Annotated in this window: 14 protein-coding genes and 1 tRNA gene; 2 read left to right on the top strand and 13 right to left on the bottom strand. The window is 73.7% G+C overall.

Going from position 1 to position 16,600, the window contains the following annotated elements:
- Positions 1-71: 71 nt before the first annotated feature.
- From rpsA to polA, 4 genes are all read right to left on the bottom strand, one after another.
- Entirely contained in the window at positions 72-1,526 is a 1,455-nt protein-coding gene (rpsA, locus tag Q4D18_RS04575; RefSeq protein ID WP_303126196.1) for a 30S ribosomal protein S1, read from the bottom strand.
- A gap of 142 nt (positions 1,527-1,668) precedes the next feature.
- Positions 1,669-3,036: a GNAT family N-acetyltransferase gene (locus tag Q4D18_RS04570; protein WP_303126194.1), complete on the bottom strand. Its 1,368-nt coding sequence runs from the start codon at positions 3,034-3,036 to the stop codon at positions 1,669-1,671.
- 14 nt (positions 3,037-3,050) lie between these two features.
- Complete coding sequence (locus Q4D18_RS04565; RefSeq protein WP_303126193.1) at positions 3,051-4,445, bottom strand: GNAT family N-acetyltransferase; 1,395 nt, start codon at positions 4,443-4,445, stop codon at positions 3,051-3,053.
- On the bottom strand, positions 4,429-7,245 hold the full coding sequence (gene polA / locus Q4D18_RS04560) for a DNA polymerase I (protein ID WP_303126191.1): 2,817 nt from the start codon (positions 7,243-7,245) through the stop codon (positions 4,429-4,431). The genes Q4D18_RS04565 and polA overlap by 17 nt, the downstream gene beginning before the upstream one ends.
- A gap of 40 nt (positions 7,246-7,285) precedes the next feature.
- On the opposite strand from polA, the gene Q4D18_RS04555 reads away from it, so the two are divergent.
- Positions 7,286-7,816, top strand: coding sequence for a hotdog fold thioesterase (locus Q4D18_RS04555; protein ID WP_303126189.1), 531 nt, complete (start codon positions 7,286-7,288; stop codon positions 7,814-7,816).
- Between the two features lie 29 nt (positions 7,817-7,845).
- Here Q4D18_RS04555 and Q4D18_RS04550 read toward each other — a convergent pair whose 3' ends face one another.
- The 8 genes from Q4D18_RS04550 to Q4D18_RS04515 form a co-directional block, all read right to left on the bottom strand.
- On the bottom strand, positions 7,846-8,223 hold the full coding sequence (locus Q4D18_RS04550) for a monovalent cation/H(+) antiporter subunit G (protein WP_303126188.1): 378 nt from the start codon (positions 8,221-8,223) through the stop codon (positions 7,846-7,848).
- A gap of 13 nt (positions 8,224-8,236) precedes the next feature.
- Entirely contained in the window at positions 8,237-8,518 is a 282-nt protein-coding gene (locus tag Q4D18_RS04545) for a monovalent cation/H+ antiporter complex subunit F (RefSeq protein ID WP_303126199.1), read from the bottom strand.
- Entirely contained in the window at positions 8,518-8,952 is a 435-nt protein-coding gene (locus Q4D18_RS04540) for a Na+/H+ antiporter subunit E (RefSeq protein WP_303126187.1), read from the bottom strand. The genes Q4D18_RS04545 and Q4D18_RS04540 overlap by 1 nt, the downstream gene beginning before the upstream one ends.
- Before the next feature lie 38 nt (positions 8,953-8,990).
- The gene (locus Q4D18_RS04535; RefSeq protein WP_303126186.1) at positions 8,991-10,661 is read right to left on the bottom strand and encodes a monovalent cation/H+ antiporter subunit D family protein; all 1,671 of its coding nucleotides are present in this window, start codon (positions 10,659-10,661) and stop codon (positions 8,991-8,993) included.
- Positions 10,658-11,089, bottom strand: a complete 432-nt coding sequence (locus tag Q4D18_RS04530) for a cation:proton antiporter subunit C (protein ID WP_303126184.1) — start codon at positions 11,087-11,089, stop codon at positions 10,658-10,660. The genes Q4D18_RS04535 and Q4D18_RS04530 overlap by 4 nt, the downstream gene beginning before the upstream one ends.
- Positions 11,086-13,959: a DUF4040 family protein gene (locus tag Q4D18_RS04525; protein ID WP_303126183.1), complete on the bottom strand. Its 2,874-nt coding sequence runs from the start codon at positions 13,957-13,959 to the stop codon at positions 11,086-11,088. Before Q4D18_RS04525 ends, Q4D18_RS04530 begins: the two co-directional genes overlap by 4 nt.
- A 76-nt stretch (positions 13,960-14,035) precedes the next feature.
- Positions 14,036-14,164, bottom strand: a complete 129-nt coding sequence (locus tag Q4D18_RS04520; RefSeq protein ID WP_282447536.1) for a hypothetical protein — start codon at positions 14,162-14,164, stop codon at positions 14,036-14,038.
- Positions 14,165-14,205: 41 nt separating this feature from the next.
- Positions 14,206-14,287, bottom strand: a tRNA-Leu gene (locus Q4D18_RS04515).
- Between the two features lie 208 nt (positions 14,288-14,495).
- On the opposite strand from Q4D18_RS04515, the gene Q4D18_RS04510 reads away from it, so the two are divergent.
- Complete coding sequence (locus tag Q4D18_RS04510; protein ID WP_303126182.1) at positions 14,496-15,089, top strand: ANTAR domain-containing response regulator; 594 nt, start codon at positions 14,496-14,498, stop codon at positions 15,087-15,089.
- 12 nt (positions 15,090-15,101) lie between these two features.
- On the opposite strand, the gene pyk is transcribed toward Q4D18_RS04510, so the two are convergent.
- The gene (pyk, locus tag Q4D18_RS04505) at positions 15,102-16,586 is read right to left on the bottom strand and encodes a pyruvate kinase (protein ID WP_303126180.1); all 1,485 of its coding nucleotides are present in this window, start codon (positions 16,584-16,586) and stop codon (positions 15,102-15,104) included.
- Positions 16,587-16,600: the final 14 nt, after the last annotated feature.

The raw sequence follows: 16,600 nt of genomic DNA, 5'->3' as shown, positions 1-16,600 counted from the left end.
CTCCGTGCGGCGGAGGGACGGGGCGTCGGCGGTGTCAGCGCGGACCGTCAGGGACGGTCAGGCGACGGCGCTCAGTTGCCGGTCAGCTTCTCGCGCAGGGCGGCGAGGGCCTCGTCGGAGGCCAGGGTGCCGCCGTCGGAGGCCGGGGCCTCGGACGAGTAGGTGGAGCCGCCGGAGACGGGCGCCTCGGCGCCGGCCTGGGACTCCTCCTCCAGGGAGCGGCGCACCTGCTCCTTGTGGGCCTCCCAGCGGGACTGCGCGTCGGCGTACTGCTGCTCCCACGCGGCGCGCTCGGACTCGAAGCCCTCCATCCACTCGTTGGTCTCGACGTCGAAGCCCTCGGGGTACTTGTAGTTCCCCTCCTCGTCGTACTCCGCGGCCATGCCGTACAGGGCCGGGTCGAACTCGGTGCCGTCCGGGTCCACGCCCTCGTTGGCCTGCTTGAGGGACAGGGAGATGCGGCGACGCTCGAGGTCGATGTCGATGACCTTGACGAACAGCTGGTCGTTGACCGACACGACCTGCTCGGCGGTGTCGATGTGGCGCGAGGCCAGCTCGGAGATGTGCACCAGGCCCTCGATGCCGTCCTCGACGCGCACGAACGCGCCGAACGGGACGAGCTTGGTGACCTTGCCCGGCACGACCTGACCCAGGGCGTGGGTGCGGGCGAACAGCTGCCACGGGTCCTCCTGGGTCGCCTTCAGCGACAGGGAGACGCGCTCGCGGTCCATGTCCACCTCGAGGACCTCGACGGTGACCTCCTGGCCCACCTCGACCACCTCGGACGGGTGGTCGATGTGCTTCCAGGACAGCTCGGAGACGTGCACGAGGCCGTCCACGCCGCCCAGGTCCACGAAGGCGCCGAAGTTGACGATCGAGGACACGGTGCCCTGGCGGACCTGGCCCTTCTCCAGCTTGTGGAGGAAGTTGGAGCGGACCTCGGACTGGGTCTGCTCGAGCCAGGCGCGGCGGGACAGGACCACGTTGTTGCGGTTCTTGTCCAGCTCGATGATCTTCGCCTCGAGCTTCTGGCCGATGTAGGGGGCCAGGTCGCGCACGCGGCGCATCTCCACCAGCGAGGCGGGCAGGAAGCCGCGCAGACCGATGTCGAGGATGAGGCCGCCCTTGACGACCTCGATGACGGTGCCCTCGACGACGCCGTCGTCCTCCTTGATCTTCTCGATGTCGCCCCAGGCGCGCTCGTACTGCGCACGCTTCTTGGAGAGGATCAGGCGACCCTCCTTGTCCTCCTTGGTGAGGACGAGGGCCTCGACGGAGTCGCCCACGGCCACGACCTCGTCCGGGTCCACATCGTGCTTGATGGACAGCTCGCGGGACGGGATGACGCCCTCGGTCTTGTAGCCGATGTCGAGCAGGACCTCGTCGCGGTCCACCTTGACGACGGTGCCCTCGACGAGGTCGCCATCGTTGAAGTACTTGATGGTCTCGTCGATGGCGGCGAGGAGGTCCTCGGCGGAGCCGATGTCGTTGACGGCGACCTGCGGGGCGTTGGAAGTGGTGGTCATGTAGGAGGGACTCCGATTGGGATCTGGGATCACGCCCGGTCCGGCGCCTCGACACGAGGCCCGCGGGGCACACTGGTGCCCCCACCCGACGTGGGTTGTGATGGACAGTACTGATTGCGCACGAGAGTGCCCCGTCAGACTATCAGAAACCCGTCAGGCAGTGCAGGGGCCGCCGCGGGGCCAGCAGCGCGTCGAGCCGGTCCGCGCCGCCGGGCACGGGCTCCCCCACGACGCCGGCGTCTGCCAGCACGGCCGCCGTGGCGCCCCGTCCCGCGCCGCCGAGCCACAGGGCGGAGAACCGGTCCACGCCCATCACCACCTCGGCGCCCAGCGGGCCCGCCGCGGACGAGGGGCCCAGGCGCCGTGCCCGGCCCTGCCCGCCCGCCACGACCAGGCGCCACACCCCGTCGGCCGGGCCCAGCCGGTCCTCGACGGCGACGACGACCTCCCCGTCCGCCCGGTACCCGCGTCCGGCCACGGCCGCGGGCACGTCCAGCACCCGCAGGTACAGGTCGTCCCCGCCGCGGTCGGCGCGCACGCGGCGCTCGTCGGCGAACAGGGCCTCGACCCAGCCCGCCTCGGGCGCGCGCTCCCACACCACGCGCTCCACCAGGTCGAGGCGGGCCAGGTAGCGGACGAGGCCGCGCCGCGCGTCGGCGGTGGCGGCCAGGAAGGTCTCCACGGTGACCGTGGGCGGCGTCGTCTCCCACCCGGCGAAGCGGTAGAGCGCAACGCCCTGCACGGTGCCGTCGGCGTCGCGGTGCACGGCGGCGAACAGCCCCGATCCCCTGCCCTCGTCCCGGCCGAGGGAGCGGTCCTCCCAGCGGGGCAGGAACGAGGCGGTGCGCTGCACGGTGCCCGGATGCCGCAGGCGCACCCGCTGGTACAGCTCGTCCACGAGCGACCCGATCCCCCGGGGGTCCGCGGGCCGCACGACGCCGGCCGCCTCGGGGCCGCTGAGGGCCGGCTCGCCGCGCACGTCCAGGTGCACCCGACGCCAGCGGGTCGCGGCACCGAACCCGAAGCGGCCGTAGATCGCGGCCTCGGAGGCGGTCAGGGCGGCGACGGCGATCCCGGCCCGGGCCGCGTCGGCGAGGGAGCGCAGCATCATGGCCCGCAGGATCCCCCGCCGCCGGTGCCCCGGGGAGACGGTGACGTCGCTGATCAGCCAGGCATCCAGCGTCCGGCCGGGCCACGTGGTCAGCGGCTGGACGAAGTCCTCGAACGTGGCGACGGGCTCCGTGGCCGCGGGGTCCGTGTTCCGCTCCCACACGCCCAGACGACGGCGGCCGTCCGCCGCGTGGCCCTCGAGCACCTCGCGCAGGTGCCCGCCCGTGGGCACCGGCTCGTAGAAGCCGCGCTCGACGGCGCCCAGGAACAGGGCGGCGGCGGGGTCCTCGGGGGCGAGGACCCCCAGGTCCCGCAGCACCAGGCCGTGCCCGGCCAGGCGCTCCTGGGCGGTCTCGGCCTGGGCACGCAGGGTCTGCGGCGGGCGGGCGGGGTCGGTCACGGCGTCCTCCCGGCTCAGAAGCTCGTCAGGGAGTAGGGCGGGCGGGGCTGGCGGAGCAGGGTGTCCAGGTCCGCGGCGGCGCCGGGGCGGTGCTCCCGCAGGATCGCGGCCTCGCGCATCATCTCCGCCTTGACCCCGCCCAGCAGCACGGAGCCCAGCTCGGCCACGTCGAGGGTGAGCTCGGCGGCGTCGTCCGCCACGCGCCGAGCGCCCCCGCGGCCGTCCCGGGCGGAGATCTCCCACGTGCCGGCGGCGTGGCCCAGGTCGTCCTCGACCCGCACGGTCACGGCGCCCTCGTGCAGGTAGGGGCGGCCGGCGAAGCACGCGGGCACGTCCAGGACCCGGTGCCACAGGTGGTGGTGGACGCCGCGGGTGTGGATGCGGGACTCGTCGAGCACGAGGAACTCGAGCAGGCGGTCGGCGGGGGTGGCGGGCAGGCGCAGGCGCACCACGAGGTCGAGGTTGCCGAGGAACTCGATCAGGGCGCGGTGCGCGTCGGCGTCGGCGGCCCACAGGGACACCACGGTGGCGGTTGCCGGGTCGTCCGAGGCCAGCTCCGAGGTGTCGCCGGTGACGCGGTAGACGGCCACGCCCCGTTCCTGCCCGTCCTCCCCGGCGAACACCACGGCGCGCAGGCCGACGGGCCGACCGCCGTTCACGCGCGGGTCCCGGTCGGTCTCCCGGGCCGCGCTGAAGCGGATCCGCTCCACGGAGCCGGGCTGGGCCTCGAAGGCCCGGCGCCAGAGGCCGTCGATCAGCTCGGCGGAGGCCGTCGGCTCCACGAAGCGGAACGAGCCCGCCGGCCGCGGACCCCGCAGCTGGACCCCGCGGGTGACGTCCAGCCACACGGAGCGGTAGTACGTGGACACCCCGAAGCCGAACCGCCGGTAGATGGTGGCCTCGGTGGCGGTCAGCAGCGCCAGCGGCACCCCCGCTGCGGCGCCGCGGCGCAGCGTCTCGGTCAGCATGGCCCGCAGGATCCCGCGACGCCGGTGCGTCGGTGAGACGGTCACCTCGGTGATGCACCAGGCCGGCAGCCGGTGGCCGCCGCCCGTGTTGAGGTCCTTGGTGAAGTCGGCGAGCGTGCCCACCGGGTCCGTCCCCGCGGGGTCGGACCCCTGCGGGTAGACGCCGCTGAGCCGGCGCCGGTCCCCCTGCTCCACGCCGATGAACCGGTCCGCGAGCGCGAGGTCCGGGTCGCCGACCTCGTGGAAGTTGCGCTGGAGCACGGCGGTGTGCCGCCGCACGGCCGGGTGGTCGGCCCAGCGGCGGTCGTGGTCGAAGGGGGCGTCGGGGTCGGCGTCGCCGGTCTCCCACGGCGAGACGAGGTGGCGCAGCTCGAGGCCGTGCTCCGCCAGCGCCGCCGCCGTCTCCGGCGCGGGGGCCGGGCGCTCAGTGGGCCGCGGCATGCCAGCTCACCCCCTGGCCCACGTGGACGTCCAGCGGGACGGAGAGGTCGGCCGCCCGTCCCATGCGCTCCTGCACCAGGGCGGTGGCGGCCGCCAGCTCCGAGGTCGGGACCTCGAGGATCAGCTCGTCGTGGACCTGCAGCAGCAGCCGCGAGCGCAGGCCCTGCTCCTCGATGCCGGCCTGGACGTCGAGCATGGCGCGCTTGATGATGTCCGCGGCGGAGCCCTGGATGGGGGCGTTGAGGGCGGCGCGCTCGGCCATGTCGCGCAGCTGGCGGTTGTCGCTGGTGAGGTCGGGCAGGTAGCGGCGGCGACCCTCGATGGTGGAGGTGTAGCCGTCCTGGCGGGCCTGCGCGACGACGTCGCGCAGGTAGTCGCGGACCCCGCCGAAGCGGTCGAAGTAGCCCTTCATGAGGCCGCGGGCCTCGTCCACGCCGATCTTGAGCTGCTTGGACAGCCCGAAAGAGGAGAGCCCGTAGGCCAGGCCGTAGGACATGGCCTTGACCTTGGAGCGCTGCTCGGCGGTGACCTCCTCGGGCTCGACGCCGAAGACCTGGGAGCCGACGTAGGAGTGCAGGTCCTCGCCGGTGCGGAAGGCCTCGATGAGCCCGGCGTCCTCGGACAGGTGCGCCATGATGCGCATCTCGATCTGGGAGTAGTCGGCGGAGAGGAGCACGGCGTCCTCGCCGTCGACGGCGGAGGCCACGAAGGCCTCGCGGATGCGGCGGCCGGCCTCGGTGCGCACGGGGATGTTCTGCAGGTTGGGGTGCAGGGAGGAGAGGCGTCCGGTGGCGGCGGCGGTCTGGGAGTAGGTGGTGTGGATGCGCCCGTCGGGGGCGACGGTCTCCTGGAGGCCCTCGACGGTCTGGCGGAGCTTGGTGGCGTCGCGGTGCGCCATGAGGTTCTCCAGGAACGGGTGCTGGGTCTTCTCGAGCAGGTCCTGGAGGGAGTCCACGTCGGTGGACCACCCGGTCTTGGTCTTGCGGGTCCGGGGCATGTCGAGGTGCTCGAAGAGGACCTCCTGGAGCTGCTTGGGCGAGCCGAGGTTGACCTGCATGCCGCCGGTGGCCTCGGCCACGGACGCCCAGGCGGACTCCTTGGCGGCCTGGGCGCGCTCGGTGAAGTCGGCGTGGAGGGCGTCCAGGGCCGGGCGGTCCACGGCGATGCCGGCCAGCTCCATGCGGGCCAGCAGCCGGGCGAGGGGGATCTCCATCTCCTGGAGCAGCCGCTGTGCGCCGCGGTCGAGGACCTGGGGGGTGGACTCCACGGAGATCCGGCGCACGATCCACGCGGCGCGGGCGGTCCGGGCGGCCAGGGCGGCGCGCTCGGCGGCCTCCTGGTCGCCGTCGAGGTCGAACGCGCCCTGGGCGTCCTGGGGCGCGGGGGCGTCCTCGGGGACCTCGAGGGGCTCCCCCAGGTGGGCCTGGGCGAGCGCGGCGAGGTCGATGTCCCGGCGGTCCGGCTGGATCAGGTAGGCGGAGAGGGCGACGTCGTCGACCACGCCCTCCAGGGCGGCTTCCGGGCCCAGGGCGGTGGGGCGCGTGGGGGCGGCCAGGGCCTTGAGGACGCGCTTGAGGTCGTGGACGGCCTTGTCCGTGCCGGGCTCCGCGAGGACGGCGCGCAGCTCGTCCAGCAGCTCCGCGTCCGGGTCGGCGACGTCCAGGTCCACGTACACCGCGGCGTCCTCGGCCGCGAGCGCCACCCCGACGGGCGTGCCGAAGGTCCCGGGCACGGGCACCTTGCGCTTGGGCAGCAGGTCCGGTCCGTCCACGGCCACGTGCAGTCCCAGCAGTCCGCCGGCGTGGGCGGCGAGGAACTCGCGCAGCTGGGCCGCCGTCGTGGCGACGACCGGCTCGGGGGCGGCCTGGACGTCGGGGGCCGGGGCGTCCGCGCCGAGCCGCTCGGCGAAGACCTCGAACACGCGCTCGCGGATGCGGTTGAACTGGAGCGCGTCGAAGAGCTCCTCCACGGGCTCGCGCTCGGGCATGGCCAGCTCCATGGCCTCGAGGGCCACGGGCAGCTCGAGGTCGCGCACGAGGGCGTTGAGCCGGCGGTTGCGGCGGACGTCCTCGAGGTGGGCGCGCAGGGCCTCGCCCTTCTTGCCGGTGATCTCGTCCGCGTGGGCGAGCACGCCCTCCAGGTCCCCGTACTTCTGGAGCCACTTCGAGGCGAACCCGGGCCCGACGCCGGGCACGCCGGGCAGGTTGTCCGCGGACTCCCCCACGAGGGCGGCCAGCTCGGGGTACTGTGCCGGCTCCACGCCGTACTTGGCCCGGACGGTCTCGGCCGTCATGGCCGGGACCTCGGAGACCCCGCGCGTGGGGTACAGCACCGTGGTGGTCTCGGAGATCAGCTGGAAGGCGTCCCGGTCCCCCGAGACGACGCACACGTCCCACCCGGCGGCCTCCGCCTGGGCGGAGAGGGTGGCGACGATGTCGTCCGCCTCATAGCCCTCCTTGGTGAGGGTGGGGATGCCGAGCGCGTCCATGACCTTCACGGTCAGCTCGATCTGCCCGGCGAACTCCTCCGGGGTCTCGGAGCGGCCGGCCTTGTACTCGCCGTACTCGGCGGAGCGGAACGTGGGCCCGGAGAGGTCGAAGGCCACCGCCACATGAGTGGGCGCCTGCTGGCGGATCATGGTCAGCAGCATGGACGTGAACCCGTACACGGCGTTGGTGTGCTGGCCCGTGTCCGTGGCGAAGTTCTCCGCGGGCAGGGCGTAGAACGCGCGGAAGGCCATCGAATGGCCGTCCAGCACGAGCAGGCGCGGACGGGGCTCGGCGGTGCGGGTCTCACCCATGTGTTGCTCCTCTCGACTCCGAGGTGCCAGCCTACTGGGCATGACCGACACCCCGCAGACGGCCCCGGCCGCCCCCGACGTCCTCGACTCCCTCATCTTCCGTGCCGGGGTCACCCCCGAGCTGACGGATCAGGAGCGCGACGCCGTCGCGGCCGCCGCCGGCATGGACCCGGCGATGCGCGCGGCCCTGGACGGGGCCTCCGTGAGCCCGCTCGCCCTGAAGATGGGCATCCGCTTCCTCGAGCTGACCGCCGAGCGCGCCGTGGCCACCATGCCCGTGGCCGGCAACGAGCAGCCCGTCGGGCTGCTGCACGGCGGCGCGCACCTGGTGCTCGCGGAGTCGCTGGGCTCGATGGCGGCCAAGGTCCACGCCGGGCCCGGCCGCGGGGCCGTGGGCACGGAGATCGGCGCCACGCACCACCGCGCGATCCGCTCGGGGCTGGTGACCGGCACGGCCACCGCGATCCACCTGGGCCGGACCCTGACCACGCACGAGATCGTCATGACGGACGAGCAGGGACGGCGGCTGTCCACCGTGCGCATGACCAACATGCTCCTCGACGCGCGCTGAGGTCGGCCCGGACGGGCCGGCCCGCGCCGTCAGTCCATGTCCGGCAGGCGCGGGGCGGCGCGGCCGTCCTCGCGGCCGGGGGTGTCCTCGGCGAGCTCGTCGTAGTGCCCCGGGTTCATGGGCACCCCGGTCAGGTAGGCCGAGCGGCCCAGGGCCATGGTGGCCACCGAGGCGGTGCCGAGCTGCAGCACCACGATCAGCGCCACCTTCACGAACGCGGCCACCCCCGGGGACAGCAGCAGCGCGCCCACCACGATCAGGATCATCCCGACGCCGCCGGCGGTGCCCACGGCGGAGATGCGGGTGTAGGGGTCGGGGAACCGGATCAGGCCGAGGCCCGCGGTGACGAACACGAGGGCTCCGATCACCACGAGCACGGAGCCGGCGACGGTCAGGACGACGTCCACGGGTGCGACCTCCTCAACGCTTGCCGCGCGTGAGCGCGCGGGCCAGGGACATGCCGGACAGGAAGGCCACGATCGCCGCGATCAGGACCAGGTCGAACGTCCACGGGTTCTCCGTCCGGACGCCGAACAGCACGAGCATCCCGAGCACGCTGAACGTGAGCAGGTCACCCGAGACCGCGCGGTCCGCGTCCAGCGGGCCCACCACGATCCGGTACGCGGACACGAGCGCCGACACGGTCAGCAGCGCGATGGCCAGGTCGATCCCCACCAGGGACCAGTCGTAGGCGAACGGCATCACGCCACCCCCGTCTTCCGCATCGCGTGGAGCATGCGCCGCTCCATGTCGTGGATCTCCGCGCGCAGGGCGTCGGCGTCGTCGGCGTACAGCCCGTGCACGTAGAGCAGGCGCCGCGCGTCGGGATCGCCGTCCTCCTCGCCCACGGCCCCGGCGTGCCGGGTGCCCAGCGTCAGCGTGCCGGGCGTCAGGGTGATCAGCGCCGAGAGCAGGGTGACCTCGGCGTCCGTGCGGCAGTTGCTGCGCACGCGGGCGATGCCCGAGCGCGCCTGGTCGCCGGGGGTGACGAGGTCCTTGATGACCGCCTCCGAGGAGGTCACCAGGGCCCACGCGTACCAGCACCAGAACACGAGCCACCGCCAAGGCCAGGACACGACGGAGGCCGTGCCGGGCGCCAGGTCGACGGTCCCGTCGACGGGGGCGGCGGTGTGCATGGGGTCGGCTCCCTCCGGAGGCTGCGGCAGTGCGTGGCTCACGGGTTCAGCACCGCCTCGATGTAGCGGCTGGGGTCCATCAGGCCCTGCGCGGCCAGGTCGGTGACGGTCCACAGCGCCTGGCCGCCCAGTCCGAGGGCGAGGGTCGCCACGGCCAGGACGACGGCGGGCGCGGCCAGCCGCCCCGGGATGCGGGAGCGCGTGACGTCCTCGTCCGGGTCCACCGTCACCGGCAGCACGCCCGTGGGCGGGTCGAGGGTCTCCTGCGTGGCCCACGACTCGGTGCGCTCGTGGTCGGTGCTCGAGCCGCGGCCCGAGGGCGCCGGCGCGGAGCCCGCCCGGCCCACGATGGGCAGCGCCGCGGTGGCCAGGCGCTCACGGTGTCCGTGCGGGGCGGTCGGCTCGCCCCAGAACCAGGCGTCCCACACCCGCAGCAGCGCCCACAGGCTCACCAGGGAGGCGGCCAGGACCAGCGCGACGGTGACGCCGCGGCCGGCGTCCAGGCCGGCGCCGACCAGCATGAGCTTGCCCACGAACCCGGAGAAGGGCGGGATGCCCACCAGGGAGAGCAGGCCCACGAAGAAGACGACGGCGATCAGCGGCTCGCGCCGGGCCAGGCCCTGCACGTCCGCCAGACGGCCGGTGCCGTAGCGGACCTCGATCGCTCCGGTGGCCATCAGCAGGCAGCCCATCGCCACCATGTGGTGCACGAGGTAGAACAGGCCCGCCGCCAGCCCCAGGCGCGTGGACACCCCGAGGCCGACGAGGATGCCGCCGATGCCGCTGACCATCTGCCAGGAGAGCACCGAGCGGACGCCGTGCTCGCCGACGGAGGCGAGCGCCCCCAGCACGAGGGTGGCCAGCGCCAGGACCAGGATCAGCGGCAGCAGGCGCGCGTCGCCGTCGTACATCACCGAGTAGATCCGGTACAGCCCGTAGACGGCCACCTTGGTGTGCAGCGCCGCGAACAGACCCGTCACGGCCGGGGAGGTCGAGGAGTACGCCCAGGCCAGCCAGCCGTGCAGCGGGACCACCGAGGCCTTGATGGACAGCGCGAACAGCACCATGCCCGCGGCGACGGCGACGCGCGGGTCCGCCGCGGCGGACCCGGCCAGCACGGCCAGGTTGACCGAGCCGGTGAGGGCGTACACGAAGCCCACGCCCACCACGAGGATCGTGGAGGTCAGCAGGTTGAGCGTGACGTACAGGCGCGCCCCGTCCACCCGGCGCAGGGGCTCGCGGCGGTTGGCGGAGAGGACGTAGAGGCCGTAGCTGGGCACCAGCATGACCTCGATGAACACGAAGAGGTTGAACAGGTCCGCCGTCAGCAGGGCGCCGTTGACGCCCGCGATGAGGATGAGCAGCAGCGGGGCGAAGTACCGCGAGTTGGCCACCCGGGAGCCGTAGGCGAACGCCGCGCCCACGATCGTGAGGGCGCTCGTGAGCACGAGCATCAGGGCGGACAGCATGTCCGCCGCGAAGCCGATGCCGATGCCCCCGGGCCAGCCGCCCAGCGAGGTGGCGAGCACGGACCCGTCGAGGGCGCGGACGCCGAGGACGACCGCGGCGACGAGGACCGCGGAGAGGGCCGCGAACAGGACGGCGCGGTGCACGCGCAGGCGCTCCCCCGTGACCACCAGGAGGCCGCCCGACAGGAGCGGGACGGCGACGAACAGGGGCAGCAGCTGGCCCAGGGCAGCGGGGCTCACGGGCGCACCTCCGTCCGGTGGCCTGCCCGGCCGCGCTCGATCCGGCCCGCGGCGGCGCGGCGCTCCTCCCGCGGGAAGCGCGCGTCGGAGGCGGCCTGCTCGAGGGCGTCGGGGGCCTCGTCCGGCGCCGCCACCGCGTCGTCGGCGCGGCCGGTGACGGCCAGCGCCAGCAGCAGCACGGTGATCGCGAAGGCGATCACGATGGCGGTGAGGACGAAGGCCTGCGGCAGGGCGTCCGCCTGGACCTCGACGTCCGAGGTGCCGGCGAACGGCAGGCCGCGGCGGTCCGTGCCGCCCGCGGCGATGATCGCGAGGTTCGCGGCGTGGCCCAGCAGGACCATGCCCAGGATCACGCGCAGCAGCTCGCGCTTGGAGAACAGGTAGAACGCGCCGAAGGTCAGCAGTCCCACCGTGATGGCGACGGTCATCGGGTGGCCTCCTCTCGTGCGGTCGTGGGGGTCGAGGCCGGGGCCTCGGAGGTGGGGGGCTCCGGCGCGACGCCGGGGTCGCCGCTCGAGGCGCCGTGGGCGTCCTCATCGCGCCGTTCGGGTCCGAGCAGGGAGAAGGCGGCCACGATCAGGCCCACCACCGCCAGGTACACGCCCATGTCGAAGGCCAGCGTGGTGGACAGCCCGTAGCCGAGGACCTTCACGCCCGCGGCCCCCAGGAAGCCCTTGCCGGTGAGGTAGCCGGCGAACCCGGTGAGCGTGCCCACCGCGATGCCCGAGCCGATCAGGGTCAGGTACGGCCACCGCAGCTGCCGGGAGGTGTCGGTGTCGGCCGCCAGGTAGAGCAGGGCGTACCCGGCGCCGGCCACGAGCGCGGCGATGAAGCCGCCGCCGGGCTCGTAGTGGCCGCGCAGCAGCAGGAGCACCGACAGCAGGATGATCAGCACGCCGAAGATCCGGCCGAAGACCCGGATGTGCACGAGGTTCTCGCGCACGTGGGCCAGTGGGGAGCGCATGTCCACCGCGGAGGGCTGCGGCGGGGTGGGGCGCCGGTTCAGCAGCAGGGCGGCGATGGTCAGGCCGGTGGCGCCGAGCACGGTCATCTCGCCCCAGGTGTCCACGGCGCGGAAGTCCACCAGGATCACGTTCACCACGTTGATCCCGCCGGCCTGGGCGTAGGTCTGGGTCAAGTAGAAGTGGGCGATCTCCGACATGCTCGAGCGGCCCGTGAACGCGAGCACGCCGAGGGTCGCGGCGACGCCGGCCACGGTGGCGGCGAGCAGGGCCTGCATCCTGCGCGGGGTCGGCTCGTCGCTGAAGCGCGCGGGCAGGCGCCGCAGCAGCAGCACCATGACGCACACCGTGAGCACCTCCACCAGCAGCTGGGTGAGGGCCACGTCTACGGCGCCCAGGGTGAAGAACCACAGGGTCATGCCGAACCCCACGACGCCGACCACCACCATCGCGGAGATGCGCGTCTTGGCGCGGATGGTGGCGATCACGCCGGCGCCGACCAGGACGACCAGCACCCAGTCGTGCCAACGAGAGGGCTGGCCGACGACGGCGGGCAGGTCCTCGACGGTCGCGACGCCCGCCACCGCGAGGGCGCCCAGGACCAGGGCGGGGATGAGCAGGTGGGTGCGGGGGGCCAGGGAGCCGGAGGCGCGCGAGACGACTGCGCCGACGCCGATCAGCCGGTGCCGGACCTCGTCCACCGCGTCCAGCGCGGAGAACGGCAGCGCGGCGTGGGAGGCGATGCGCTCCACGGGGCGGCGCAGGGCCACCAGCAGCAGTCCGAGGGCGATCACGCCGGCGGAGACGAGCAGGGCCGTGTTCACGCCGTGCCACAGCGCCAGGTGCGCGTGGATCTGCTCGCCGGAGGCGGCCTCGGCGGCGTGGGAGACGGGGGTGTCCAGCACCCCGGGCAGCAGGCCCAGGGCCACGGCGGCGGCCGCGGCCAGCACCGGCACGCCCCAGAACGTGGCGGGAGCCTCGTGGACCTCGTCCCCGCGGCCGGCCCTCCACGAGTGGACGGCCCCGTCGGGGCTCGGGCCCCACAGGCCCAGGACGCCGAGCACGAGCCGGCCGGAGTAGGCCACGGTGAACACGGAGGTGAGCGCGATGCCGGCGGTGACCAGGACGGGCAGCCATGCGGGGCCGGGGGTCTCGAGGGCGGCGTCGATCAGGCCCTCCTTCGAGACGAACCCGAACAGCGGCGGGATGCCCGCCATGGACAGGGCCGCGACGGCGATCGCCGTGCCGGTGACCGGCATGCGCACGTGGCGGGCGGCGAGCTCGCGCAGGTCGCGGGTGCCGGCCTCGTGGTCGACCACGCCGATCAGCATGAACAGCGCCGACTTGAACAGCGCGTGGGCCACGGTGTGCACGATCGCCGCGGTGAGCGCGACGGGGGTGCCGATGCCGATGGCGGTCACCAGCAGGCCCAGCTGGCTCATCGTGGAGTAGGCCAGCAGGCCCTTGAGGTCGTGACGGCGGATCGCGGAGACGGCGCCCAGCAGGGCCGTGATGAGGCCCGAGCCGATCAGCAGGGCAGACCACACCGCGTTCCCGGCCAGAACCGGGCTGAACACGAGCAGCAGGAAGATGCCGGCCTTGACCATGGCGGCGGCGTGCAGGTAGGCGGAGACCGGGGAGATGGCCACCATGGAGTCCGGCAGCCATGCCTGGAACGGGAACTGGGCGGACTTGGTGAACGCGGCCACCGCCAGCAGGACCGCCGCCGTGGTGGCGAAGCCCGGGTCGGACCACACGTCCGAGGCCAGCACCCCGGACAGGGAGGCGGTGCCGGTCTGCACGGCCATGAGGGCGACGGCGGCCAGGAGGGCGAGACCGCCGCCCACGGTCACCAGCAGGGTGCGGATCGCGGGGTCGCGGGCGTGGTCCCCCGAGCGCCCGATGAGGAAGAAGGAGGCGAAGGAGGTGAACTCCCACGCCACGAAGAGGACCACCACGTTGTCCGCGAGCACCAGAAGCAGCATGGAGGCGGCGAAGGCCGTCATCAGCAGGTAGAACGTGTGCGGCCGGGAGGCCGCGCGGTCCGCGCCGAGGTAGCGGCTCGAGTAGGCCAGGATGCCGGCGCCGATCACCAGGACGATCATCGCGAACACCAGGGCCAGGCCGTTCAGCCGCAGGTCCAGGTCCACGCCGATCGCCGGGATCCAGGGGTGGGGCTCCGCGCGGACGCCGGCCGTCCACGCGGACGCAAGCACGCCGGCGGCGGCCAGCAGCGGCAGGGCGAGCACCCAGCCCGCGTCACGGCCGAGCAGGCGCGCGAGGGGCCAGGACGCCGCCACGGCGGCGACGGCGAGCAGGAGGCTGAGCAGGAGCATGGACACCCCGGGTTCTCGTGGGATCAGGACGGCGGAGGCGGCGTCCGGGGCCGCCCGGGGCGGCGACGGACACCGGTCAGCGCAGATGCGGCGGCTCGCCCGCCAGGAGGCGGCCCCACTCGGAGACCTGCCCGTTGGTGCCGACGGCGCGCCGGGGGCACACGGTGGCCAGGAGGCTGACGGCGCGGGACCGTGCTGCGCTCATGACTGGCCTCCTGGCGGGTCTGGGGTGCGGGGCGTCCTCGGTGCCCGAAGTGGGACTCGAACCCACACGCCTCTCGGCACCGCATTTTGAGTGCGGCGTGTCTACCGGTTCCACCATTCGGGCGTGCCCGCCCAGGAGGCGGGACGCCCTCACAGTACCAGCCGTCCGCCGGCCCGCCCCGGAGCCCCGGTCCTCGGGCGCGGACCCGCGCGGGGCGCCCGGGACCCCGAGTAGGGTGGGCGCGTGCCGCCGACGACGCCGCTCCGCCCGCCCCGCGGGCGCCGTCCCGGGCGCGGCGCGACCCGATCCGACGCACCGTCCAGGAGCCCCGATGACCCCTTCCGCTGAGAACACCGGCCTGCGCGCCGTCGTCGCCGAGGACGAGGCCCTCATCCGGCTCGACGTGGTGGAGACCCTCACCGCCGCCGGGCACACCGTGGTGGCCGAGGTGGGCGACGGCCAGGCGGCCGTGGCCGCCGCGCGCGAGCACCGCCCGGACGTGGTGGTCATGGACGTGATGATGCCCGTGATGGACGGCATCGCGGCGGCCGGGGAGATCTCCGCCGACCGCCTGACCCCCGTCGTGATGCTCACCGCGTTCTCCCAGCGCGACCTCGTGGAGCGCGCCTCGCGCGCCGGGGCCATGGCCTACGTGGTCAAGCCCTTCACGGAGAAGGACCTGCTGCCGGCGGTGGAGCTCGCGGTGGCCCGGTTCGACCAGATCCGCGGCCTCGAGGACGAGGTCCGGGACCTGGGCGACCGGCTGGAGACCCGCAAGCTCGTGGACCGCGCCAAGGCCCTGCTCCAGGCCCACCTGAACCTCAGCGAGGCCGAGTCCTTCCGCTGGATCCAGAAGACCTCGATGGACCGGCGCCTGAGCATGCGCGAGGTGGCCCAGACCGTGGTGGACCAGGTCGGGGCCTGAGCCCCGCCGGGCTCAGAGCACGGGATCGTCCCAGAAGCCCACCGGCTCGCGCTCGGCACGGGGCATGGCGGACGCGCCCTCGGCCACGCCGTCGCCCACGCGGTGCACGCGCAGGGTGTTCGTGGAGCCGACCTTGCCGGGAGGGGAGCCGGCGGCGATGACCACGAGGTCGCCGTGCTCGGCGATCCCCTCGCGGGTGAGGGACTCCTCCACCTGCGCGGTCATCTGGTCGGTGGTCTCCGCGAACGGGACCATCTTCGGGTACACGCCCCACGTCAGGCACAGGATGTTGTGGGTGTGCTCGCGGTGGGTGTAGGCGTAGATCGGCTGCCGGGGGCGCAGGCGGGAGAGGCGGCGGGCCGAGTCCCCGGACTCGGTGAACGTCGCCAGGAACGGGATGTCCAGCTGCTGGGCGACCTCCACGGCGGCCCGGGTGATCGCGCCGCCGCGGGTGCGGGGCCGGGAGGACAGCGGGAGGATCCGCTCGAGGCCGTGGGTCTCCGTGGACTCGATGATCCGGGCCATCGTCTCCACCGTCTGCACGGGATGCGCGCCCACCGAGGTCTCCCCGGAGAGCATGACGGCGTCGGCGCCGTCGAGCACGGCGTTGGCGCAGTCGGAGGCCTCCGCACGGGTGGGACGGGGGTTCTCGATCATCGACTCGAGCACCTGCGTGGCCACGATCACCGGCTTGGCCCAGCGGCGGGCGAGGTCGATCGCGCGCTTCTGCACCACCGGCACGTCCTCGAGGGGCAGCTCCACGCCCAGGTCGCCGCGGGCCACCATGATCGCGTCGAACGCGTCCACGATCGCCTCGAGGTTCTCCACGGCCTGCGGCTTCTCGATCTTGGCGATCACCGGGACCCGACGGCCCTCCTCGTCCATGATCTCGTGCACGCGCTCCACGTCCGCGGCGTCTCGCACGAAGGACAGGGCCACCATGTCGACGCCGGTGCCCAGCGCCCAGCGCAGGTCGTCCTCGTCCTTCTCGGACAGGGCGGGCACGTTCACGGCCACGCCGGGCAGGTTGATGCCCTTGTTGTCGGAGACGGTCCCGGGCACCACGACCTCGGTGACGACGTCGGTGTCCGTCACCTCGACGGCGCGCAGGCGCACCTTGCCGTCGTCGACCAGCAGGGGGTCCCCCACCCGGACGTCGCCCGGCAGGCCCGGGTGGGTGGTGCCCACGATCTCGCGGGTGCCCTCGACGTCGCGCGTGGTGATGGTGAACCGGTCCCCGACGGCGAGCTCATGGGGCCCGTGGGAGAACCGGGCGAGACGGATCTTGGGGCCCTGCAGGTCCGCGAAGATCGCCACGGGGCGCTTCTCCTCCACGGAGAGGCGACGCACGCGTTCGTACGTGGCCGCATGGACCCCGTGGTCGCCGTGGCTCATGTTCATGCGGACCACGTCCGCGCCCGCGCGGATGATCGCGCGCGTCATGTCGTCGGACTCGGTGGCCGGGCCGAAGGTGGCGATGATCTTCGCGTGTCTCATGCGCCCCACCCTAG

This window comes from Micrococcus sp., assembly GCF_030523875.1.
Classification (GTDB): domain Bacteria; phylum Actinomycetota; class Actinomycetes; order Actinomycetales; family Micrococcaceae; genus Micrococcus.
The sequence above is the reverse complement of the archived record's forward strand: the minus strand, read 5'-3'. Positions and strand labels throughout refer to the sequence as shown.